Source organism: Haloarcula marina (assembly GCF_024218775.1).
In the GTDB taxonomy this organism is placed as follows: Archaea; Halobacteriota; Halobacteria; order Halobacteriales; family Haloarculaceae; genus Haloarcula; species Haloarcula marina.
Window position 1 is genome coordinate 3,297,730 of sequence record NZ_CP100404.1, and the last position, 22,864, is coordinate 3,320,593.

Here is a 22,864-nt window from a genome sequence, read left to right on the forward strand (position 1 = left end):
TATTTTTCAGTTGCGGCCGCAAACCGGCTGAGGGGAGTAAGCCCCCTTCTGTTCGGGCCAGCATTCGGCTGAGCGGCCGCGTCCAACGCTCGCGCGCGGTGCCGAACTACCTGTCGACGCGGCCTTGCACCGGTGAGGATTCGCCGTTCCATCGGTCCGTCGTCGGCGCGGGTCGCGGGACGAATCCCCGCGGTCCGCGGTGGCCCTCGGTGGGTTATCTCTCCCTCGCTTCGGTGGCGTGGGGCGCAAAGCGGCCCACGGACCTCGCTCGGAATTCGCGCACCTCATCGGTCCGACGACGACGTGTCGTTGCTGTTCCAGCGCCGACGGTCTCCCGCCCCGGGCTTGCGCCCGGTCACCTGTTCGACGGGTGGGGGGACTTTCCTCATGCCTCGCGGCACGGGAGCTGGCCTCCCTCTGCCGGGTGAGCGTAGACGACAGGCGGGGATAACGCTTACCAACCGCCTCGTCACCGGGCGGCCCACGCAGCGCGCTCGCCCGACCAGCGAGAATGCGACGGTCTCACCGGTTCACAGGGGTCTGCGACGCCGCACCGGCTTTGTCTCGGCGCGGCCGGAGTCGGTTCAACCAATCCATATGTTTTTTGTTTCGGCGACGAAGGCCGTAGCTAAGAGACAAACTGTGGACGTGAATCGAGTGCTGTCGGTGACGTTGGCGCTGCTCTGCATCGCGAGTTTCGGGCTCTCGGCCCCGTTGTTGCAGTCGGGGCCGACAGCGTCGGTGTCCCCCGCTGGCGACGCGATGCCGGGACAGGCACAGAGTGCGCTCCCAGTCGGTGGGATGTCAGGTGCAGGGGTCTCCGACACGGGCGACGGCGAACAGGCGTCCTCCTCGTCCTCGACGGGGTCGGGCGGCGCGGGGGCGGGAAGTGACGCCCGTTCGAGCGAGGTCGGTGACGGGAGCGGCGGCGACCCCACGGGTGCCGCGACGAACACGGCGTGGGACCAAGCGGCGCTCGAACGGTCGCTGTCGCAGTCGGCCGACGGCGGCCTCACGTCGACCGCGGGCGGTGGGACCGGTGGCGCGACGAGTTCCGAATCCGGAGCGACGGCCGGTGGCGAAGCGAGCGAGCAACAGGTCGGAACCGAGACCGGCGGTGACGGGTCAGCGACCGCTACCCCGTCGGGAGGGAGCGGGAGCGGCGAGAGCGGCGCTGAAGGCGACGACGGCGGCAACAGTGCGGGCTCCGGTCCGACCGCCGACTGCACGCGAGCGGACGCCACCAGACTCGGCCTCGACGGGGCGGCGCTCGTGGACGTGGTCGGCGACACCTGCGGCATCGGCCCGCAAGAAGACCCCTACTGGCGCGTGGCGTCGTACGCGACGTACACGGGGGTCGGATGGGCCCCGAGCGACGCCGAGCGTCGGCGACCGTCGAGTGACTACCCCGCGAGCGGACAGACCGTCCGCTTGCGCTACACCGTCGTCAACGAGACGGACGCGGCCCCGGTCCCGTGGCGACCGACCGCCGTCTCCGGCCTCGGCGGGCCACAGTTGACGGGCGCGGGCGTCGAGCAACCGGCGACGCTCGAGAACGGGACGACGTTCACCGCCGCGGCGACGCTACCGTCCTGGTCGCCCCGGACCCTCCAGCGTGCCGGGCGGGACTACCCGGACGCCGTCGAACGACGGTACACGGCGCTCCCGAGCGACACGCCGGAGCGCCTCGACCGCCTGAGCGAGCGCGTGACGCGCAACGCGTCGACGCCCTACGAGTCGGCGGTCCTCGTCGAGCAGTGGCTCCAGACCGAGAAGGGCTATTCGACCCAAATCGACCGACCGGACGGCACCGTCGCCACGGCGTTCGCCACCGAGATGGAGCGGGGCTACTGCATGTACTTCGCGACGACGATGGTCGCGATGCTCCGGACGCAGGGCGTCCCCGCGCGGTACGTCAGCGGCTACTCACCGTCCGCGGGCCAGACCGCAGACGGCGACCTCAAAATCGACCGTGCGAAGGCCCACGCGTGGGTCGAGGTGTACTTCCCGGAGACCGGTTGGGTCACCTTCGACCCGACGCCGTCCGACCGGGAGACGCTCCGCGAGACGGGAACGACCCGGGCGTCCGTCGCCGCGCCGACCGCCGCCCCCGACTTCGCGCCGGTCACGACGGACGCCAGCCAGCAGTCCGGCGGCGACCTGCCGCCAGAGATTACCGACGTCAACATCAGATACGACGGGCGCGTCGTTCCCGGCAACGAAATCGGCGTCATCGTCACCGCCGACGGGAACCGCGTCGGGGACGCCGTCGTGACGTTCAACGGGAAGCGAGTCGGGCGCACGGACTCCCTCGGTCGGGTTCGCGGCGTCGTCCCGTACGTCGCGGAGTTCGACGTCGACGTGTTCAAAGCGCGGGAGACGAGCGACGATGCGAGCCGATCGGGCACGCAGACCGACGGCGGCCAGACGGACGGGACGCAGTCCGACAGCACCGACGGCCAACAATCCGGCCCGCGGGACGGCGGGGGGCAGACGCAGGACGGCACGTCGTCGGGCGGGGCTTCCCAGTCCGGGGAGTCGGCCGGCGGCCAGTCACCGGGCGGCCAATCGCCCGCCGAAGCCGCCAGCGGCGGGGGCGACGGTCCCGTCACCCTCCCGGGGTCCATCACGATTCCCGACTCGACGGTCCTGTATCACGTCGAGATACTCGGCGTGAGCGACGGCGAGAGCGAGGAGACGCGGTCGGTCTCCAGCGGTCGGGCCCCCGATTCGAGGGCGTCGCCGTCGTTCGCGCCGGTGTTCGCCCAACAGAGCGACGACGGGACCCGCGACCTGAACACGACCATCGGCCTCTCGAACATCGAGACGCGGACGCCCGGCACGAACGCGACGATTCGGGCCGAAATCGAGGGGATTCCCGTCCGGGACGCCACCGTCGCCGTCGACGGCGTCCCCGTGACGACCACCGACGGGAACGGGGAGGCATCGGTCGCCGTCCCCTACAGCGAGTCGTTCACCGTGACGGTCACGCGCGGGGACGCCCGCGGCGAACGGACCTACACCGGTATCGACACCGACATCGACGTGACCGCGCCCACCCTGTCCAACGAGACGGTCGACACGCCGGGGACGAACGCGACGGTCCGGGCCGACATCAACGGCGTGGCCGTCCCGAACGCCACGGTCCGGGTCGCCGGAGACATCGTCGCACAGACCGACCGCGACGGGGCGGCGACCGTCACCGTTCCCTACCGGAACGAGTACGCCATCGCCGTCAGACGCAGCGGTGCGGCGGGGCGAACCGCCGTTCGCGGGACGGACCTGAACGTCTCGCTGGCCGTCGGGGACCAGCGGCGACCCGGCCGGGAGGTCCGGGTGCGCGCGACGGTCGACGGGGTTCCCGTCCGAGACGCCACCGTCGCCATCGGCGGGCAACGGGTCGGCGAAACCGACGCGGACGGGGTCGCACGCGTGTCTATCCCCTACGTCCGAGAGGGGCCGGTGACGGTGCGACGCGCCGAGGCCAGCGGCCAGCGAGCCTTCGCCGTCGTCACCGACACCGCCCTCACTATCGCCGGCGACCCGGTTCCCGGGCGAGAGCACCGCGTCACCGCGACGCTGGGCGGGGCCGCGTTTCGCGGGGCCGCCGTCTTCGTCGACGGCGAGCGACGGGCGACGACCGGTGAGAACGGGACCGCGACCGTCACCGTCCCCTACGCCGAGCGCCTGAACGTGACCGTCAGGCGCGGCGAACTCGACGAACGAACGACCGCGCCGCTCCCGACGGACATCAACGTCACCCTCTCCGGCCATCCGATTCCGACCCAGCGGGTGACCGTCAACACGACCATCGCTGGCTACCCCGTCGCGAACGCGACGGTGCGCCGCGGCGAGAACGGAAGCGTCGTGGCCCGGACCGCCGAGAACGGGACGTTCACCGCGACGGTCCCCTTCCTGCCGCCGCGGTCCGCGTTCGCCCTGACAGTCACTCGCGGCGCGGCCTCCGGTGCGGTCACGCGGACGCTGCTCCCGTTCTACGGCGGTCTCGCGCTCTTGCTCGTCGGCGTCGCCGGTGGCTTACAGCGCCGCTACGGACTGCTCGGGCGGGCCGTTCGGGGCGGCGAGGCCACGGCGGGCCTGACTCGCCGAACCGTCAGAGCCGTCGTCGACACCGTCCTCAAACTCGGCGAGGTGGTCGCCGCCGCCGGTCGTGCGGTCGTCGGCGTCGGTCGGCGCGTCCTGACCGCCGTCCGAGACGCCCTCCGGCAGGCCCCGACGCTGCTCGCCGGTATCGCGGCGTTGGCCGGGTCGTTGGCCGCGTGGCTTCGGACGCTCCCCGCCCAACTCCGGCGACTCCCGGCCCGCTTGCGGGCCGTGTTCACCTCGTCGCCGTCGCTGGACGCCGACGGTCCCGGCCCGAGCGACCCGGCGGTGATGCGGGCCGGAGATGACGAGTCGGGCCCCGACGAGGCGACGGTCGAGACGGTCGTGGATGCGTGGGTGACCCTCGCCGAGAACACGCCCCGGACGGCGCTGACCGAGACGCCCGCGCGGGTGGCGACGGCCGCGACGGCCTACGGCTACCCCACGCGGCAGGTCCGGCGGATTACCGAGGCGTTCCAGCGGGTACGCTACGGCCACTACTCGCTCGACACTGACCGCTTGCAGTCGGTCACGGAGGCCGCCGACACGCTCCGGTCACCGGACGAGGGCGACGGCGACGACCCGGACACTGTCGGTGACCGAGAGGAGGGCGGGGACCGATGATACGGACCCTGATTCGCCTCACGAAGTTGCTCGTCGTCGGCGCACTCGTCGGCGGGGCGGCCGTGGGACTGCTCCGTCCGGCGGCGTACCCGCCGGTCGTGGGGACCGCCCTGGGACTCGTCGAGACGGAGACGCCCCTGCTGTGGGTGGCTGTCGGGGCCGTCGCGGGCCTCGTCACGGCGGCCATCACCACCACGCAGGCGCGGACCCGCCGCGCCGAGTTGGACGTCGGGACCCCCGAACTGGCCAGTTCGAGCGAGGAGTCGGTCGTTCAGCGCGACCTCGAGGACCGAATCGAACGGGTTCGGGCCGAGGGCGACGACGCCGCCGTGGACCCGCAGAGCGTCGTGGCGGACCTCAGGCGGGCGGTGGTGACGCTGGTCGCGGAGACCGAACAGCTACCCACCGAGGCCGCCCGCGAACGGGTCCGCGACGGGTCCTGGACCGACGACGCGTACGTCGCGGCGGTTCTGAGTCCCGACGACGAACGTCGGCCCTCGCTGCCGACCCGAGTCTGGGAGTGGTTCCTCGGCCCGCGGGCCGTCGCCCGGCGCGTGGCCCGCATCGAGCGAGCGCTGTTGGCCTACGTCGAGGAGCGACAGTCAGGAGGCGACATCGATGAGTGAGAGCGACCCGGCGCCCATCCGGACCAACCGCTACCGCCACCTCGTCGGCGCGATTCTGCTTCCGGTCGTCCTCGGGGTGACCTTCCAGTCGCCGGTCGTGTACGCCACCGGCGCGGTCCCCATCGTCTACGTCCTCTACGGCGAACTCAGTACCCCCGACCCGGCGGCGGCACGACTCGACGCGACGCGGTCGCTGGCCCCCACGACGCCCGTTCCCGGCGAACCCGTCACGGTCACCGTGACGGTCGAGAACACCGGCGACGACGCCGTGACGGACCTGCGTCTCGTCGACGGCGTTCCGGACGAACTGGGCGTCACCGACGGGACGCCCCGTCACTCGCTCTCGCTGGCCGCCGGCGAGACGGCGACGTTCGAGTACGACGTCGTCGCGAAACGCGGGACCTACGCGTTCGGCGACCTGACGGTCGCCTCCGTCGGCTTGAGCGGCGAATACGACGCTCGCGGGACCGTCCCCGTCGAGACGACGCTCCGCTGTGAGGTGCCCGTCGAAGACGTGCCGCTGACGAGTCAGACCGCCCGCCGCGCCGGGCAGATTCCGACGGACATCGCGGGGGAGGGAATCAGTTTCCACAGCACCCGCGAGTACCGCACCAGCGACCCGGCCCGCCGCATCGACTGGCGGCGCTACGCCCGGACGAACGAACTCTCGACCGTCGAGTATCAGGAGGAACACGCCGCCACGGTGGTCTTGCTGGTCGACCGCTCGCAGGCCGCGCAGGTCCGGGCGGCCCCCGACCAACCGACCGGTGCGGCGCTGTCGCTGTACGCCGCCGAGCGGACCTTCTACGAACTGCTGAGCGGCGGGAACCGCGTCGGCGTGGGGTTCTATCCCGACGACGTGACCGCGCTGGCACCGAGCGTTGGGGCTGACCACGCCGCCACCGGCCGAGAGTTGTTCGAGGCGGAAGACGCCGCTCCGACCGACACGTACGTCAGCGACCCCGCGCGGGACCTCCTGACGTGGCTCCCGTCCGAGGCACAGGTCGTCCTCGTCTCACCCCTACTGGACGACGAGATGGTCACGCTCGCGAAGCGACTCGGGGCGCACAGACACGACGTGAGCGTCATCTCCCCGCGGTTAGTCGAGTCAACCAGCGTCGGGAAAGCGCTCACCGCCGCCAACCGCTCGCGGCGGCTCCGGACGCTGGAGGGGAGCGACGTGCCCGTCGTCGACTGGGACCGCGCCGAACCGCTGCGTCTCACGCTGGAGTCGTTCGCCCGGAGGTGGCTCTGATGGCGGGCTACGACCCGCGGCCCCGAACCGGCGGGACGGCGGTGGCCACGCTCGTCGCCTGTCTCGTCGCCGGAACCGCCGTCGCCGCGGTCAGCAGCGTCGCTCTGACGGCTGGATTCCTCGGCGCGGCCGTCGCCCTCGGGGCGGCGTTCCGCCTCACCGGGAGCGAGACGCGACTGGCGACGCTCGTCGGAAGCCTCCTGGCGCCGACCGGCACCGTCGCCGCCGTCGGATTGGCGGGCTACTGGCTGTCCCTCGGGTTCCAGCCCGAAGGAGCGCTCATGCCGCTGCGCCTCCTGAAACGCCTCGTCTTGCCGAGTCTGGGACTGGGGCTGGTCGTCCTCGCGCTGGCGAGACAGCTCTCCTTCCTCGCCGACGACGAGGGCGGGAGTTTCGGGTCGGTCGGGTGGTCGCTGTTCGTCCAGTCGGTCGGTATCGTCGGCGTCGCACTCGCCGTCGGCTGGATAGCCTTCCTCCCGCCGGGCGTCCAGTCTCAGTTCACCGCCGTCTTCGAGACGTGGGCGCACTTAGTCGAACTCCGCGCCGAACCGAACGTCGCCACGACGCTGCTGCCCGCGCTCCTGTTCGCTTCGGCGCTCGGCGGACACGTCCTGCTCGTCCGGGTCGAGTCGCTCGACCTCCGGCGGTCCCCGCGTGAACGGACGGGGCGCGACCCCGTCCGCCTCGTGACCGTGCTGACGGGTCTGGCCGCAATCGCGGCGCTGATGGTGATGTTCGTCCGTCTCGGGTCGCCACAGACCGGCATCCCGTTCCTCGTCGGCCCACCCGTCGTCTACGACGCGCTCGCGGGCCTCGTCATCGCAGAGACGTGTCTGGTCGCCGCGACGTACGTCCTCGCGGTCGTCCGGCGGACACAGAGCACGTGGCTCGTCGACATCGGCACCGAACAGAGCGGGACCGCGGCGATAGCGGCGCTCCTCCTCCTCGCACCGTTCCCCCCGCGGGTCGCGACGGCCGCAGAGACGGTGGTGACGAGCGTCCCGCCGATTCCGAACGTCCTCGCGTTCCGATTCGTGCTCGTGGTTCTCGCTGGGGCCGCGCTGTTCTCGCTGGCGGTCGGCCTGCGAACTCTCCTGAGTACCGTCGATATGTTCACCCGCAGCGACGGCCACACGGCACGCGTCCGCGGGACCGCCGCGATGCTGTACCTCGGTGTCGTCCTCGTGGCGTTCCGTCACGACGTCGCGGTCCTCGCGCTGGTCGGCGGCGTCGGGAGCATCCTCGTGTGGGACCTGCAAGAACACGCCATCGTCCTCGGCGAGCAGGTCGGCCGTCGACTGACGATGACCCGTCCCGAGGGGGCGCACTTCGTCGGGAGCACGCTGGTCGGCGGCGTCGGCGTCGGCATCGGATACGCCGTCGTCGCCGCGACGGACCGGAGCGTCTCCGCCGCGTTCCCCGCCGTGGTCCTCACCGGTGTGCTCGTGTCGGCGATACTGCTCGCCGTCCTGTGGCTCCCCCGCGTGCGCGCCGACTGACCGGCCGTCAGTCCGCCCCGTCGACGTTCGGCACGTCCAAGCTATCGACGATATCGCGGACGATGGCCCGCTTGTTCCGGTCGTCCATCCGGGCCTGCGCGGTCAACACCAGTCGATGGGCCAGCGCGCCCGGTGCCACGGTGGTCACGTCGTCCGGCGTCACGAAGTCGCGACCCTGCAAGACCGCACGCGCTCGCGACACCTCGAACAGCCGTTGGGTCCCGCGCGGTGAGACGCCGGTGTCGACGTTGGGGTGAGTGCGGGTCTCGCGCGCGAGGTCGGTGATGAACCACCGCAGGTCGTCGTCGACGGTGACTTCCTCGGGAAGGCGCTGTATCGCCGTTATCTCGTCTTCGGTCACCACCGGGTCGACCGACGGCGTCGAGGACCGGCGGTCGGCCCGCCGGTCGAGCAGTTCCTTCTCCCCGTCCCGGCCGGGGTAGCCGATGGTGTCTTTGAACCAGAAGCGGTCGACCTGTGCCTCCGGCAGCGGGAAGGTCCCCTCCTGCTCGACGGGGTTCTGCGTGGCGATGACGAAGAAGGGGTCCGGCAGGTCGTGTTCCTCGCCGTCGACGGTGACCTGTCCCTCCTCCATCGCCTCCAGCAGCGCCGACTGGGTCTTCGGCGGCGCGCGGTTTATCTCGTCGGCCAACACGACGTTGGCGAATATCGGCCCGGGGACGAACTCGAAGCTACTGTCGGCGTCGTTGTAGATGTTCGACCCGGTGATGTCCGCCGGGAGGAGGTCCGGCGTGAACTGGATGCGCGAGAACGCCAGTCCGAGGGCGTCCGCGAAACTGTTCGCCGTCAGCGTCTTTCCGGTCCCCGGCACGTCCTCTAAGAGGACGTGACCGCCGGCGACGACGCTCGTCATAACCGTCTCTAAGAACGCTCTGTCCGTGATGACCGCCGCGCCGACTTCGTCGACAATCGACTGGGCGCGGGAACCTGCTTCGGCGACGTCCATACACTGTTGGGCGAACGGACCGGCTTATACGTACCGACGGAGACGGTGGAATCAACCGCCGAGACCACTGCGACTAACGAAGCGAAACGCGACACGCGGCCTTCGACGGCGCGTGTGGGACCGTATCGCGGCGTTCGACGACGCCTACTCGCCGGGAACCGGGGACCGAGAACCAGGGACCGGGAGTCGTCGAAACGCTGGCCTGAATAGGCGGCCACGCCCCCATCCTGTTCCCGACCGGAAAGCGCGAAAGCCGAGCAGTGAGGGGCTAGTCGTCAGAGGGGAGCGGCTTACCCTCGCCGTCGGTCGGTGCGGGCGAAGCGCTCATGTCGTCGTCCTCGGCGTAGGGGTACCACGTCATCTTCGTGTTGTGCATGTACGGGTCCTCGTAGTCCGTCTCCTCGGGTTCGACCATCGCTGCGAGGGCGTCCTCGTCGGTGGCCTCGACGAAGTCGCGGAACGTCTGGTCGTCGTCGCGCGCTTCTTTGAAGTTCTCGACGAGATTGCGGATTGCGCCGGGGACTTCGTCCGCCGGGACGCGCATCTCGACCCACTCGGCGAAGCGCGGTTCCTCGCCGAGGCCGCCGCCGAGACCGATGTCGAGCGCTTCGACCGGTTCGCCGTCCTTGCGGGTCTTCATGCCGCGCAGGGACACGTCGGCGATCTGAGGCTGGGCGCAGGAGGCCGTACAGCCCGAGAGGTGGATGTGGAAGTCCTCGTGGTCGGCCGGGAGGTCGACGTTCTCCTTCAGCCAGCGGGCATAGCGGACCTGCCGGTTCTTCGTCTCGACGATGGAGAGCGAACAGAACTCCGTGCCCGTACAGGCGATAGAGCCGCGCATGAACGGCGACGGCTCTGGCGAGTAGTCTTCGAGGAGTGGTTCAGCGAGCAGGTCGTCGAGGTCGTCCTCGGGAACGTCCGTGACGATGACGTTCTGGCGTTGGGTCAGGCGAACTTCGCCGGAGCCGTACTCGTCGGCGAGTTCGGCCAGTTCCAGCGTGTCGTCCGCGCCCATCCGCCCGACGAGGACGTTCAGGCCGACGTAGTAGTTACCGTCCTTCTGTTCGTGGACGCCGACGTGGTCGTTGTGCCCCGACTGCGTCCCGGTGTTGTACGTGTACTGGTCGCGCATGTCCTCGCCCGCCGTCGGGAGTTCGAAGTCGACGAACTCCTCTTGGAGGACCGAGCGCATCTTCTCGGGGCCCCACTCGTCGACGAGGAACTTGATGCGGGCGTTGAAGCGGTCCTCGCGGTCACCGTACTCGCGGAAGAGCGCGGACATCCCGTGAGCCACGTCGGCCGCCTGTTCCGGCGGAACCCACACGTCGATGTCGCGGGCGAAGCGCTCCTCTTTGCGCGAGAGGCCGCCGCCGACGCGGACGTTGAAGCCGAGTTCGCCGTCCTTCTCGGCGGGTTCGAAGGCGAGGTCGTTGATGTCGCCCTGCCCACAGCCTTCGTCACAGCCCGTGACGGCGACCTTCCACTTCCGGGGGAGGTTCGAGTAGTCGTCGTTGCCCTTGAACGTCTCGTGGAGGTCCTCGGCGACGGGCCACGCGTCGACGTGTTCGTGTTTGTCCTTCCCGGCGACCGGACAGCCGACGATGTTTCGCCACGAGTCACCGCAGGCCTGCTGGGTCGAGAGGCCGACGGCTTCCAGTTTCTCGAAGATTTCCGGGATGTCCTCCAGTTTGATCCAGTGGAGTTGGATGGACTGGCGGGTCGTCCAGTCACAGTACGCGTCGCCGAACTCGGGGTTCTCGGCGGGACCGCTGGCGTACTCCTTGGCGACTTCGCCGATGACTTCGAGTTGGCCCGGTTCGATGACGCCGTTCGGTGTCCCGATGCGCATCATGAAGTACGACTCTTGCCCGGAGCGCTGGTGGTACAGGCCCCACCACTTGAAGCGCTCGAACCACGCGTCCTGTTCGTCTTCCGGGATGGCGTCCCATCCCTGCTCTGCGAACTCCAGCAGATGCTCGCGAATCTCGTTACCGTAGACTTCGTCTTTCCATTTCTCTACTTTGCTCGGCATGGCTGAGTGTGTTCAGCCACTAGACACCCAGCCTTATACGACACGCTTTCTCGTCAACCGTCTCCCCCACTAGCCGAAACAGGAGATTGTTGCCTACTGTTCGGGCCGAGCAAGCCGGGTCCGTTTCTCCGGGAAGTGGACGCTCTCGTGGACGACACCGTAGAATTCGCCCGATTCCGGGTCTACGACGCGGCCGACGGTCAGCCAGTCGGTGACGCCGCTCTCGCCACACGCGATGCACTGGCCCGCGATTCGAGCCTCGATATTCGGATGGTCGACGCCGACTTTCACGAATCCCTCGGCGAGGAAATCCGTCGTCTCACACCCGCAGAAGTCACTCCGGGCCAACAGCCACAGGTCCGAGACGTTCACTTCCCGCGAGTCGTTGACGGATATCCACGCCCCGTCGTCGAGTTGGTGAACGTCCGTGGTCATTACATCTCATTAGATGTGCGAGCTACCTGAGGGCGTCGCCGGTCGCAAGTTTCGCCGGGGTCGGAACGGACCGCTCGCCGTCGTGCGGTGCCTGCGAACTGGTAGCACTCGCCTCCACCTCTTTCCGGCCGTCGGAGATAGGCGCACACGTTGCCGGTAAGCCGCAGTGCGGGTGAAGATTACAGGAGAGTGCGGCCTTATGATGACGGCTCTATAACAGGGAGATACCGATACGCGGCAACTGTCGCCGCGCCACCAGAAACGATGACGAACGCACACCAAACCCACGACGAAGCCGAAGCCGAAGCCGAAGAACCACGCACCGACCACCTCGACAACGTCGAGGACGGGTGCGGTTGCACGGAAATCTGGGAACACATGAGCGAAGAGCGCGAGAGCGCTTCCGACGACTGAACCGGACTGCCGCCGCCGTTTTCCAGTCCAATCGCACCGATAGCAGTCGGTTCTGAGCCGACTGGAGAGTCGTGCGCGCGACGCGTCCGGACGGGGTACTTTTGTGGACTGACCGCGAATCATCCGATGATGCCAGAGGACGCACCGTCCACCGACCGTAAATCACCGGTCGGGAAGCCAGTCATCCGTGGCGATCCGACCCTCACCGGCCAGCGTGCCGAGGAAGCCGTCGAGTTCGACCCCGACGACCCGGAGAGCCTCGAACTCGCCGCGCAGACCGTCCGCCGGTTCTCCGAGAACACTGCCGGGGCGGACGACAACGTGTACATGCTCCGCGGTGCGGCGGCGTGTGCGGCGCTCGTCCGCGGCGAAGGGTCGTACAAGGCGGCCGCAGAGCGCGCCGGTGGCGACGCCACCGTCTCGTTCATCCGGAAGTGGTCGCGTGTCCACGACCTCCCACGGTCTATCCGCATCCACGTCGCCAAAGGCGAAATCGCGCCGACGGCGGCCAAACACATCGCCCGCGTGGCCGGCGAAGCCCGCCTCCTGCTGGCGTGGGCCGCCCTCGACCACGGCTTGACCGTCCGCGAGATTCGGTCCGTCGCCAGTCGCGTCAACGACGGCGCGAACATCGAGAGGGCACTCGCCACAGAAGGCTACCGCCTCGGTGAACTCACCCTCACCATCGACGTCGACGCGTACCGCGAACTCCGCCGCCGCGCCGCCCTCGACGCTACCGACCCCAGCACCGTCGTCACCGACGCACTGGAGTCGACCCTCGACGGCGGACCGTAAGGCCTTAGCCGTCCCTCCCCCCACTCGATATCGAGGGCCGGTAGCTCAGTCAGGCAGAGCGTCTGGCTTTTAACCAGACGGTCGGGGGTTCAACTCCCTCCCGGCCCGTTTTCCTGTGAACAAAGTGAGCAGTGAAAACATCACGGGGGGAGTCGAATCCGACACGTCGCAGCGCCGAACGAAGCGAGACAACCGTCTTTCCGTGGTGCAACTCCCGACGGACACCGACCCTCGCGAACACGATGTGTTCGTCCAGCCACTCCCGGCCCGTCTCTTCCACGGGAACGAATGTTTTACCACCCTCACCCACCGAGCACTCCCACATGAACGCACTCTCCGATTCCCTCGAAGACCCACTCCGGCCGCTGGGCGTCGTCGCCGGGACCTTCCTCGTCCTCGCCGCGCTCGGAACGATTGCTGGCGCACCGTGGGCGACGCACGCGACTATCGCGAGCGCAATACTGCAACTCGTCGGCGCGATACTGATGATTATCGTTGGCGGGAGTCTCGCCTACCTGTCGTGGACGAACGACGAATAACGCAAAACTCGAGGTCCGCTTTTCAGCCGCGCGTCGGCATGTACGCCATACCGAGCATCAGCACCGCCGCGATGCCGCTCAGGATGGAGACGCCCCAGAGGCCGTTCTTCCGTTCGTGGAAGTAGTCCTGGCGGTCGAGGTCCTCCTGATAGGCCGGATACTCGTCGACGCTGACGACCTGCACCGTGCTGTGGTCCGGGAAGTGTGCGAAGTACTGCTGGCCCTGCAGCGTGACGTTCCCACCTTCGGTGAGTTCGACCGTGCGCTCGCGGGGCGCGAACCACTCGACGGTCGCGCTCTCGGCGGACACGTCGACCACTGTCGTCTGTTGGACACCGCTGTCGGTCTGGTACGGATAGACGCCAGAAACCGGGTAGGTTTCCGTCTGTGGCTCCGGCAGCCACTCGCTGACCGGACGGAGCGTGTCGTTCTCGCGGTAGACGACGTAGTCGGTACCGTTCTGCGTCGCCACCGAGTTCTCGACGGCGGGGTCCTCACGCAGCAGTTCCGTGACGTTCATCTGTTCGGTCAGGGTCACCGTGTTCGACTCGTTGTTCGTCGTGATGAGGTACGTCGTGTTGTCGACGGTCGTCGTGGATCCGTTTTCCAGCGTCGCCGTGTATCTTGACGACTCGTTAGTCCACGCCAGGTCCGCGACCATCGACCCACCACCGCCGCCGTGGCCACCGCCACCACTCGATAGATGGATATTCGACGCCGTAAAGGTCGTTCCGTCGACACTGAACGTGCTGTCGTTGGTCAACTCGGCGGTCGCGTCGAGTGACACCTCCGGCCGCTGACTCTCCGCGACGCCAATGTACGCGTACGCTGCGACACTGACGACGAGGAAGAACGCGAAGTATGCCGCCGCGGCTCGTCGTTGCATATCCAGACGGTCAGGTGCGGCACGGTTTAATGATTACTTTTCGACTGCACAGAGACCTGTCCGCTCATGCCACAACCGGTCGTTCACAGTGGCTCTCTTCATCGGACGAGCCCGCCCGTCGCATCTGGCCCACGAGCCGATACGCAAGCTCGGTGGTTACCGATAGAGAAGAAAAAAGCCAAGGGCCGGATTTGAACCGGCGATGGGCGGCTCTGCAGGCCGCTGCGTTAGGCCGGACTCTGCCACCTTGGCGCAACTAATCGTAGTAAAGTCGGTCGCTTAAGGCTAGCGGATTCGACTTAGCCCTCGCCCTCCGACTGACCGGGTTCGCCGACGCCTTCTACTGGAATGATGTTCATGATGGAAGTCTGTGCATCCCCGGCAGATTCAAACCGCTCGTCCGGAACTCGGTCGAGCACCGCTGACAACTGTTCTGTCCCGTCGGCGTAGACGAGCGTGACATCGTCGAACCGTGTCTTCGCCTGCGTCACCCCGACCGGATACGTCATCTCCTCGAGCAATTCCGCAAGCTCGTTCAGTTTCACCTCACGTGGCATACAGATGTCTCTACTGAACGGAACATAGTTACACGCGTCTTACACATAGAAAGCCCGCGAGAGCGATTACTCTCACGGGCCTCGAATGAATAGGTATGAATGGTGGCGGCGAACCAACGTTCCCAGAGGCTCGCGCACTCCAGTACTTACTGGAACGCTGGCGGGCTTATCTTCCGTGTTCGGGATGGGTACGGGAGGCAACCCCGCCGCTATGGCCGCCTAACGCCGAGTCACGGAGTCGAACCGTGATGCTCCAACTCGGTCGGTCGATGAATTCGTACGTGCGATCCAGTTTGCGCCTGGACTCGTTCAGTCGACGAGTAATCGTCGGTGAATCGAGTCACAGTGCGTATGAATGATGGCTTTGGTCTGTTAGTGCTCGCGGGCTCAACACTTCGTTACCTCAGTGCTTACACCCCGAGTCTATCTACCGCGTCTTCTACGCGGGACCTCAACGGTGTCTCTTTTCCAAGTGGGTTTCGAGCTTAGATGCGTTCAGCTCTTACCCCGTGTGGCGTGGCTGCCCGGCATTGCCTTCTCAGACAACCGGTACACCAGTGGCCACCAATCGTAGTTCCTCTCGTACTATACGATCGTTCTCGTCAGACACCATAACACACCCAGTAGATAGCAGCCGACCTGTCTCACGACGGTCTAAACCCAGCTCACGACCTCCTTTAATAGGCGAACAACCTCACCCTTGCCCGCTTCTGCACGGGCAGGATGGAGGGAACCGACATCGAGGTAGCAAGCCACTCGGTCGATATGTGCTCTTGCGAGTGACGACTCTGTTATCCCTAGGGTAGCTTTTCTGTCATCAATTGCCCGCATCAAGCAGGCTAATTGGTTCGCTAGACCACGCTTTCGCGTCAGCGTTCCTCGTTAGGAAGAACACTGTCAAGCTATCTTTTGCTCTTGCACTCTTCGCCGGGTCTCTGTCCCGGCTGAGATAGCCTTAGGGCGCGCTCGATATCTTTTCGAGCGCGTACCGCCCCAGTCAAACTGCCCGGCTACCGGTGTCCTCCTCCCGGAGTGAGAGTCGCAGTCACCGACGGGTAGTATTTCACTGATGGCTCGGTGGCCCGCTAGCGCGGGTACCTGTGTAATGCCTCCTACCTATGCTGCACATCGGCGACCACGTCTCAGCGACAGCCTGCAGTAAAGCTCCATAGGGTCTTCGCTTCCCCCTGGGTGTCTCCAGACTCCGCACTGGAATGTACAGTTCACCGGGCCCAACGTTGGGACAGTGAAGCTCTGGTTAATCCATTCATGCAAGCCGCTACTGATGCGGCAAGGTACTACGCTACCTTAAGAGGGTCATAGTTACCCCCGCCGTTGACGGGTCCTTCGTCCTCTTGTAAGAGGTGTTCAGATACCCGCACTGGGCAGGATTCAGTGACCGTACGAGTCCTTGCGGATTTGCGGTCACCTATGTTGTTACTAGACAGTCCGAGCTTCCGAGTCACTGCGACCTGCTCCGTTCCGGAGCAGGCATCCCTTATCGCGAACTTACGGGACTAACTTGCCGAATTCCCTAACGTCGGTTGCTCCCGACAGGCCTTGGCTTTCGCCGCCATGGACACCTGTGTCGGTTCTCGGTACGGACATTATGCTCGTCTTTTCACGGGCCCCAGGTTGAATCACGTTTCCCTATCTCGCCGTTCGTCCGCTTCCTGCCGTTATGGCTTCCACGGAGTTTGACGATTCGACCGGGCGAAAGCCCGGCGTGATCGACCCCAGGGCGTCGACTTTCAATGCATAATGGCACGGGAATATTAACCCGTTTCCCATGTCGTCATAGTCGAGTTACGGTATGACTTAGGACCGGCTAACCCTCAGCTGATCAGCAGTGCTGAGGAACCCTTATCCATTAGGCCGTCGGGGTTCTCACCCGACTATCGCTGCTACTATGGCCAGGATTTTCGTCACTTATCGGTCCACAGGAGCTCTCGCCCCTGCTTCCATCCAATAAGAGCGCCAACCTACTCGGTCACCTTGTGACAGGTGCGGGTGGGTCTCGGTGGTGGATTTGAGTCCCGATCATTTTGGGCGCCTCAAACCTCGGCCGGTAAGCTGTTACGCTTTTCTTAGAGGGTAGCTGCTTCTAAGCTCACCTCCCGGCTGTCTAGGGCTCGAGACCACCTTCAGAGGATTACACTTAATCCACACTTGGGGACCTTAACCTACCTCTGGGTTGTTCCCCTCCTGGTGCACAGGCTTACCCCGCACACCGGAATCCTCACGTCGACGGCGTTCGTAGGTTTGGAGTTTGACAGGTGTGCCGACTCCTCTCGGAGGCGGTCACACCAATCGGTCGCTCTACCCCACGAACTACCTCGGTGAAGGTCATGCTTCGACATGTTTCGGTTGGAACCAGCTGTTGCCGGACTCGATGGGCCTTTCACCCCTACACATAGATCACGAGAGGGTATTGTAGGACACCAACTCTAACAGGCCTCCACGTGCCTTTCGGCACGCTTCGCCTTGTCCATGCGTAGATCGTCCGGATTCGGGTCGTGTCCGTCTGGCTCCCCGCCCTTGAAGACGGCGGCCCTCGCCGTGAGGCTGCGGCCATGTCGGTTTCCCTGTGCCTCCCCCGATGCTCGGGTTAGACTTGCCATACAGACACACTCCCTGGCTCGTTTTTCAAAACGTACGACGGAACACCGGCTTCCCGTGAGTCTTACTGTATCTTCGCAGATATGTCATTTCTCAGGGGACCTTGTGTGCCCCGTCGCTCCATCGCCAACTGAGTTCAAGCTCTATTTCACCTCCCTTCTGAGGGTACTTTGCAGCGTTCGTTCACACTACTTGTGCACTATCGGTCTCGAGGAGTGTTTAGCCTTCGCAGTCGATGCCTGCGTTGTTCGCGAGGGATTTCCAACCCCCGCTACTCCGGAACTGACGCACGCCGTACTGGCCTTCATTACGGGATTGTCACCCTGTTTCATACCCTGTTCCAAGGGATTTCATGAAGACGGTCAAGCGATGAGAGTCAGTCCAAACACCACATTGGTCGTGAAACCTTCGGTTTGGGCTGTATCGCGTTCACTCGCGGTTACTGACGACATCACATTGCGTTTTCTTTTCCTCCCGATACTGAGATGTTTCAGTTCTCGGGGTTCCTCATTGCGCGAAGCAATTGCTGAGGAGATTCTCATTCGGAAATCCTGAGTTCTTAGCCTCCGTGCGGCTCCCTCAGGCTTATCGCAGCTTGGCACGTCCTTCTTCAGCTCTCGAGCCGAGCTATCCACCAGCTGGCATAGTAGCCAACGTCGTTGTGACTCGTTAAACTGAACGAGTCCAGTGGACGCCTGGATCGCACGTACACACGGTTTCATACTCGCCCCCAAGGTGGTAGATGGTAGGCGAATCGACCCTTCCTATCCGCGGTTTCACCCGGGATAGTGCACCGGTCTTCGTACCATATCCCATCGCCGTCCCACACTTAAGGGGCACGGTTCGGGGCTGGCACGTGACATGGACCCACTGGGATTTGAACCCAGGGCTTCCTCCTTGCAAAGGAGGTGCTCTGCCGCTGAGCTATGGGCCCGGAACTCCGCAACGTTAGCCTTGATAGTTCATAGGTGCTCGGACGGTGAGTCTCGTCGAACGCCAAAGGTGGGCTGAGGCAGAGCCTCAGTCCCGATCAGTAGGAGGTGATCCAGCCACAGATTCCTCTACGGCTACCTTGTTACGACTTAAGCCCCCTTGCGGAGCCCAGATTCGACCTGGGTATCCAGGCCTCATCCGGACCCCACTCGGGTGCTTTGACGGGCGGTGTGTGCAAGGAGCAGGGACGTATTCACCGCGCGCTTCTGACACGCGATTACTACCGAATCCAGCTTCATGCGGGCGAGTTTCAGCCCGCAATCCGAACTACGACTACGTTTGGAGATTAGCGCCGCCTCTCGGCGTAGCATCCCACTGTCATAGCCATTGTAGCCCGCGTGTTGCCCGGTCCATTCGGGGCATACTGACCTACCGTTGCCCGTTCCTTCCTCCGCTTTAGCAGCGGCAGTCTCCGTAGTGTACCCAACTACCACGTGGGTATTGCTGGCAACTACGGATGCGGGTCTCGCTCGTTGCCTGACTTAACAGGACGCCTCACGGTACGAGCTGACGGCGGCCATGCACCTCCTCTCAACAGCTCGAGTAAGTTCGTCAAACTGACTGTCGTTACTGTTGTCGGGACCGGTGAGATGTCCGGCGTTGAGTCCAATTAAACCGCAGGCTCCTCCGGTTGTGGTGCTCCCCCGCCAATTCCTTTAAGTTTCATCCTTGCAGACGTACTTCCCAGGCGGCTCGCTTCTCGGCTTCCCTAGGGCGCAGCGCAGACTCGTAGTCTGCGGCACACCTAGCGAGCATCGTTTACAGCTAGGACTACCCGGGTATCTAATCCGGTTCGAGACCCTAGCTTTCGTCCCTCACCGTCGGGTCCGTCTTCCTGAGGTGCTTTCGCCATTGGTGGTCCGTCTAGGATTACAGGATTTCACTCCTACCCCAGACGTACCCCTCAGGTCTTCCGGCCCCAAGCCGAACAGTTTCCGCTGGACGCCGACGCGTTGAGCGCGTCGATTTCCCAACGGACTTGCCCGGCCGGCTACGGACGCTTTAGGCCCAATAATATCGGCCATCACTCGTGCTGCCGGTATTACCGCGGCGGCTGGCACCGGTCTTGCCCAGCACTTGTTCCTGTACCTCCCTACGGTACAGAAAAGCGAGGACTATATGCCCTCGCACTCGGAGTCCCCTTATCGCACTGTCGTGCAGTGTAAAGGTTTCGCGCCTGCTGCGCCCCGTAGGGCCCGGAATCTTGTCTCAGATTCCGTCTCCGGGTTCTTGCTCTCACAACCCGTACCGATTATCGGCATGGTGGGCCGTTACCCCACCATCTACCTAATCGGCCGCAGCCACATCCTATGGCGCCGGGGCGTTTCTCGCTCTCGGCACTCCAGCATGAGAGCGGTATCAGGGATTAGCCTCAGTTTCCCGAGGTTGTCCCTGTCCATAGGGTAGTTTGGCCACGTGTTACTGAGCTATATGCTACGGGTCTAAACCCGTGCAACTAGCATGGCTAAGTCGGACTCCGATAGCAATGGCCTCCGGCAGGATCAACCGGAATGGTCCCGGCACAAGGCCGGGGGGTTAGGCGGGTCACACCCAGATGGGTGTGGTCGCTATCGAAGGGCGTTCGAGGACACTCGCCGACCGAGTGTCACCGAACTATCAAGGCTAACATCAGATCCCATCTTGACGGCGGACCGCAGGGGTGGAATCCTCATTTACTTCGGACGTGAACGTTGGCTCGAAGCCTTCTTAAAGGCTTCGAGTTGGAGTCGAACGGCGCTCCGTCGCGTTCACTTCGGCCGGGTGTCGTCGGTCCCGAACAGGCCGTGCGTTCCACGGTACCCGCTTGCACTGATGTGGGCACCGCGGGAATTGGCTTGGCCGGGTGTCGTCGACCCGCGCCGCGTTCGCATCAAATCCGATGGGAGTGCCATACTTAACGTCGTCGGACCAGATGCGCTACGTCAGGTGGTTACACGCGTGAATGAGCCACATAGGACGCGGGTCGAAACGACGGGACACGCAACATCGTCCACTCGTCATATCAAGTGCTCACGCTGGAGAGACGTAGCCGCTGAAAAATCTCGGGTGCTCGACGACTCAAATGTCGTCTAAGTGTTCGACGCCCTGCTTCGAGACGTTCCCTTTGGTGATATCGCCGGGCATCCAGTCGGGCTTATCGTCGGGCGCCTCTTCGATCCACGCCCACGCTTCGTAGATGTGGACCTTGTGCGTGCCTTTCTCCCTGAGTCGTATCTCCACTGGGGTAGCATCGTCCTCGCTGTCGGCCGGATCAAGCCGCCGTGCTGCCTTCAGTGCAGCCTGTCGGGGAGTCCCGCCTGAGAAGACGCTCGATTCGTCACCATCCTCACGGAGCGCAAAGTTGCGCTTGTCACTGTCGCGTGCCATGGTTTTCACCGCTCCATGTCAACCCAGCACATGACCCAATATAAATATACCCCCCAATTCGGCTCCCGTCTCCGGATACGTTTATATACCAAGAGCGGAACGACTGTGTATCAGCCGATAATCAGTACGTTTGCGGGGTGATTCGGCCCCTGTTCGCCCTCGCGCGCGCCCCTCGCGGTATCCGCTGGGGGCCCGCCGCACGGTAGACTTAAGTGTATCCTGCGGCGATGCACGGAATAGGATAGCGCGATGGTGCGAAAAAAGAAGCTCAGCCCGAGTGGCGCCAAAGATGAGGACGGCGAGTACCACAACGTACATATCAACATCCACGAAGACGAACTCGCGGTTGCCGGTATGGAAATCGGCGACGAGGTGTTCGTCCGGGTGCGCGACAACAAGATTATCATTCAGAAAGCCGACCCAGAAGAGGTTGAGCACGACTTCTGACGTGTTGTTACCGGTGTTCCAAATTCACCGAGACGATGTGAGAGAACGGCCATGAGACTCTACGATATCGCGAGACCGCTGTTGTTCTCGCTTCCGGCGGAGACGGCCAACAACGGGGTCCACACCCTCTTGGAGGGCGCCGCCGGGACCCCTATCGAGAGCGCCGTCGCGCGCCAGTACACGGTCGACGACGACCGCTTGGCTGTCGACGCGTTCGGCCACTCGTTCGACAACCCCGTCGGCGTCGCCGCCGGGTTCGACAAGAACGCGACCATTCCCTCGATGCTCGGGTCACTGGGCTTTGGCTTCGCGGAAGTGGGCGGCGTCACGGCGGAACCCCAGACCGGGAACGCGCGTCCGCGGATGTTCCGCCTGCGCGAGGACGAGGGCATCATCAACCGGATGGGTCTGAACAACGACGGCGCGGACGTGGTCGGCGAGCGACTCTCCGCGGCCGACGTGGACTTTCCGCTGGGCGTCAACATCGCCAAGAGCGAGCACGTCGGCACCGACGCGGCCCCGGCGGACTACCGCTACACGTACGAACGGGTGGCCGACGGCGGCGACTTCTTCGTCGTGAACGTCTCCTGTCCGAACTCGCAGGGGTTCGAAGAACTCCAGAACCGCGACGCGATGGAAGCCATCTTCACCGAGTTACAGGACGCCGGTGCGGCGCCGCTCCTCGTGAAACTCTCCCCGGACCTCCCGGAACCCGCCGTCGAGGACACGCTGGACCTCGTGACGGAACTCGGCCTCGACGGCGTCGTCGCCACGAACACCTCGACGGAACGCCCGGCAAGTCTGCGCTCGCCGAACGCGAGCGAACAGGGCGGCCTCTCGGGCAAGCCTATCGAAGGACAGTCCACGCGGATGGTCAAATTCGTCGCCGAACGAGTCGACGTGCCGGTCGTCGGCGTCGGCGGCGTCTCCACCGCCGAGGGAGCCTATCGGAAGATTCGCGCCGGGGCCTCGCTCGTCCAGTTGTACACCGGCCTCGTCTATCGCGGCCCGTCGACCGCCCGCGACATCAACGAGGGACTCCTCGACCTGCTCGAACGCGACGGCTTCGACAGCGTCGAGGACGCTATCGGCGCGGACCTGTAACGGACCAACGTTGAATAGACAGGGTAGAGAAGCCGGGGTATGTCCGATAGCGCCGACTCTCGACGGGTACTCATCGCCTCGTGGGACGACCGGTTTCTCGCGTGGCTGGTCGACGTGCTACTGGTCGGGGCCGTCCTCGCTGGCCTCGGCGAAGTAGCGGGGTTATTCGCAGTTCTCACGGGAAGCCTCTCGCTCTCGACGCCCTTCGCGGGCCTGAACGGCCTCGCGCTGTTCGTCTACTGGACGGTACTGGAGGGGTATCAGGGCCAATCGGCCGGAAAGATGGTCATGAACATCGCCGTCACCGACGAACGGGGCGACCCAATCGGGTACGGCACGGCGGCCATCGAGAGCTTCGGGAAGGCGTTCTTACTCCCGCTGGACCTCATCATCGGGTGGCTCGCCTACGAAGAGGAGGGACTCCGCCTGTTCAACAAACTCTCGTCGACCATCGTCGTCGAGACGGGCGAGGACGCCGACAGCAGACCTGAAGGCGTCGAGTACGTCTATCCGAGCGAACGGTAAGCGAAGGGCGGTACAGTCGCTCTCGCCGTTCGCGTCCTACTCCAGCGCGTCCAGACGGAACTCGAACGCCGCGACC

The 22,864-nt window shown here is 65.0% G+C and carries 17 protein-coding genes, 3 tRNA genes, 3 rRNA genes and 1 other RNA gene; 11 read left to right on the plus strand and 13 right to left on the minus strand.

Annotated features, from left to right (window positions below):
• Positions 1 to 25 precede the first annotated feature (25 nt).
• Positions 26 to 422, minus strand: an RNA gene (rnpB, locus tag NJQ44_RS17330) — RNase P RNA component.
• 244 nt (positions 423 to 666) lie between these two features.
• Between rnpB and NJQ44_RS17335 the strand changes: the two genes are divergently transcribed.
• From NJQ44_RS17335 to NJQ44_RS17350, 4 genes are read left to right on the plus strand one after another with little or no spacing between them, the layout of a single operon-like run.
• A complete protein-coding gene (locus tag NJQ44_RS17335) occupies positions 667 to 4,728 on the plus strand; it encodes a transglutaminase domain-containing protein (RefSeq protein WP_254272589.1) in 4,062 nt (1,353 codons plus the stop codon).
• Positions 4,725 to 5,354 (plus strand): DUF7269 family protein, encoded by a 630-nt coding sequence (locus NJQ44_RS17340; RefSeq protein WP_254272590.1) that lies wholly within the window; start codon positions 4,725 to 4,727, stop codon positions 5,352 to 5,354. Before NJQ44_RS17335 ends, NJQ44_RS17340 begins: the two co-directional genes overlap by 4 nt.
• A complete protein-coding gene (locus NJQ44_RS17345) occupies positions 5,347 to 6,609 on the plus strand; it encodes a DUF58 domain-containing protein (protein ID WP_254272591.1) in 1,263 nt (420 codons plus the stop codon). The genes NJQ44_RS17340 and NJQ44_RS17345 overlap by 8 nt, the downstream gene beginning before the upstream one ends.
• Positions 6,609 to 8,108, plus strand: coding sequence for a DUF7519 family protein (locus NJQ44_RS17350; RefSeq protein WP_254272592.1), 1,500 nt, complete (start codon positions 6,609 to 6,611; stop codon positions 8,106 to 8,108). Before NJQ44_RS17345 ends, NJQ44_RS17350 begins: the two co-directional genes overlap by 1 nt.
• Before the next feature lie 7 nt (positions 8,109 to 8,115).
• Here NJQ44_RS17350 and NJQ44_RS17355 read toward each other — a convergent pair whose 3' ends face one another.
• From NJQ44_RS17355 to NJQ44_RS17365, 3 genes are all read right to left on the minus strand, one after another.
• Positions 8,116 to 9,075, minus strand: a complete 960-nt coding sequence (locus tag NJQ44_RS17355) for an AAA family ATPase (protein WP_254272593.1) — start codon at positions 9,073 to 9,075, stop codon at positions 8,116 to 8,118.
• Positions 9,076 to 9,343: 268 nt separating this feature from the next.
• Complete coding sequence (locus tag NJQ44_RS17360; protein WP_254272594.1) at positions 9,344 to 11,107, minus strand: nitrite/sulfite reductase; 1,764 nt, start codon at positions 11,105 to 11,107, stop codon at positions 9,344 to 9,346.
• Between the two features lie 93 nt (positions 11,108 to 11,200).
• Positions 11,201 to 11,542 carry a DUF8134 family protein gene (locus NJQ44_RS17365; protein ID WP_254272595.1) on the minus strand — a complete coding sequence of 114 codons (342 nt, stop codon included), beginning with the start codon at positions 11,540 to 11,542 and terminating at the stop codon, positions 11,201 to 11,203.
• Positions 11,543 to 11,806: 264 nt separating this feature from the next.
• Between NJQ44_RS17365 and NJQ44_RS17370 the strand changes: the two genes are divergently transcribed.
• From NJQ44_RS17370 to NJQ44_RS17385, 4 genes are all read left to right on the plus strand, one after another.
• The gene (locus NJQ44_RS17370) at positions 11,807 to 11,956 is read left to right on the plus strand and encodes a DUF8595 family protein (protein WP_254272596.1); all 150 of its coding nucleotides are present in this window, start codon (positions 11,807 to 11,809) and stop codon (positions 11,954 to 11,956) included.
• 126 nt (positions 11,957 to 12,082) lie between these two features.
• On the plus strand, positions 12,083 to 12,751 hold the full coding sequence (locus NJQ44_RS17375) for a DUF7119 family protein (RefSeq protein WP_254272597.1): 669 nt from the start codon (positions 12,083 to 12,085) through the stop codon (positions 12,749 to 12,751).
• 34 nt (positions 12,752 to 12,785) lie between these two features.
• Positions 12,786 to 12,859 (plus strand) — tRNA-Lys (locus NJQ44_RS17380).
• A gap of 215 nt (positions 12,860 to 13,074) precedes the next feature.
• Positions 13,075 to 13,290 carry a DUF8123 family protein gene (locus NJQ44_RS17385; protein WP_254272598.1) on the plus strand — a complete coding sequence of 72 codons (216 nt, stop codon included), beginning with the start codon at positions 13,075 to 13,077 and terminating at the stop codon, positions 13,288 to 13,290.
• A gap of 22 nt (positions 13,291 to 13,312) precedes the next feature.
• On the opposite strand, the gene NJQ44_RS17390 is transcribed toward NJQ44_RS17385, so the two are convergent.
• From NJQ44_RS17390 to NJQ44_RS17430, 9 genes are all read right to left on the minus strand, one after another.
• Positions 13,313 to 14,176 (minus strand): hypothetical protein, encoded by an 864-nt coding sequence (locus NJQ44_RS17390; RefSeq protein WP_254272599.1) that lies wholly within the window; start codon positions 14,174 to 14,176, stop codon positions 13,313 to 13,315.
• Between the two features lie 176 nt (positions 14,177 to 14,352).
• Positions 14,353 to 14,428: transfer RNA gene (locus NJQ44_RS17395), tRNA-Cys, on the minus strand.
• Positions 14,429 to 14,475: 47 nt separating this feature from the next.
• Complete coding sequence (locus tag NJQ44_RS17400; RefSeq protein WP_254272600.1) at positions 14,476 to 14,733, minus strand: DUF5789 family protein; 258 nt, start codon at positions 14,731 to 14,733, stop codon at positions 14,476 to 14,478.
• A 100-nt stretch (positions 14,734 to 14,833) separates the two neighbouring features.
• A 5S ribosomal RNA gene (rrf, locus tag NJQ44_RS17405) occupies positions 14,834 to 14,956 on the minus strand.
• Positions 14,957 to 15,085: 129 nt separating this feature from the next.
• Positions 15,086 to 18,012: ribosomal RNA gene (locus NJQ44_RS17410) — 23S ribosomal RNA — on the minus strand.
• A gap of 202 nt (positions 18,013 to 18,214) precedes the next feature.
• Positions 18,215 to 18,286, minus strand: a tRNA-Ala gene (locus NJQ44_RS17415).
• A 101-nt stretch (positions 18,287 to 18,387) separates the two neighbouring features.
• Positions 18,388 to 19,858, minus strand: a 16S ribosomal RNA gene (locus tag NJQ44_RS17420).
• The 16S, 23S and 5S rRNA genes sit together here with 1 tRNA gene alongside, the layout of an rRNA operon.
• A gap of 235 nt (positions 19,859 to 20,093) precedes the next feature.
• Positions 20,094 to 20,237: a hypothetical protein gene (locus NJQ44_RS17425; RefSeq protein WP_254272601.1), complete on the minus strand. Its 144-nt coding sequence runs from the start codon at positions 20,235 to 20,237 to the stop codon at positions 20,094 to 20,096.
• Between the two features lie 166 nt (positions 20,238 to 20,403).
• A complete protein-coding gene (locus NJQ44_RS17430) occupies positions 20,404 to 20,712 on the minus strand; it encodes a non-histone chromosomal MC1 family protein (protein WP_254272602.1) in 309 nt (102 codons plus the stop codon).
• Positions 20,713 to 20,961: 249 nt separating this feature from the next.
• On the opposite strand from NJQ44_RS17430, the gene NJQ44_RS17435 reads away from it, so the two are divergent.
• Genes NJQ44_RS17435 through NJQ44_RS17445 form a run of 3 tightly spaced genes read left to right on the plus strand, consistent with a single transcriptional unit; the run spans position 20,962 to position 22,788 of the window.
• The gene (locus tag NJQ44_RS17435) at positions 20,962 to 21,159 is read left to right on the plus strand and encodes a hypothetical protein (protein WP_004516407.1); all 198 of its coding nucleotides are present in this window, start codon (positions 20,962 to 20,964) and stop codon (positions 21,157 to 21,159) included.
• A 51-nt stretch (positions 21,160 to 21,210) separates the two neighbouring features.
• Entirely contained in the window at positions 21,211 to 22,263 is a 1,053-nt protein-coding gene (locus NJQ44_RS17440; RefSeq protein ID WP_254272603.1) for a quinone-dependent dihydroorotate dehydrogenase, read from the plus strand.
• A 39-nt stretch (positions 22,264 to 22,302) separates the two neighbouring features.
• Complete coding sequence (locus tag NJQ44_RS17445; protein ID WP_254272604.1) at positions 22,303 to 22,788, plus strand: RDD family protein; 486 nt, start codon at positions 22,303 to 22,305, stop codon at positions 22,786 to 22,788.
• Positions 22,789 to 22,864: the final 76 nt, after the last annotated feature.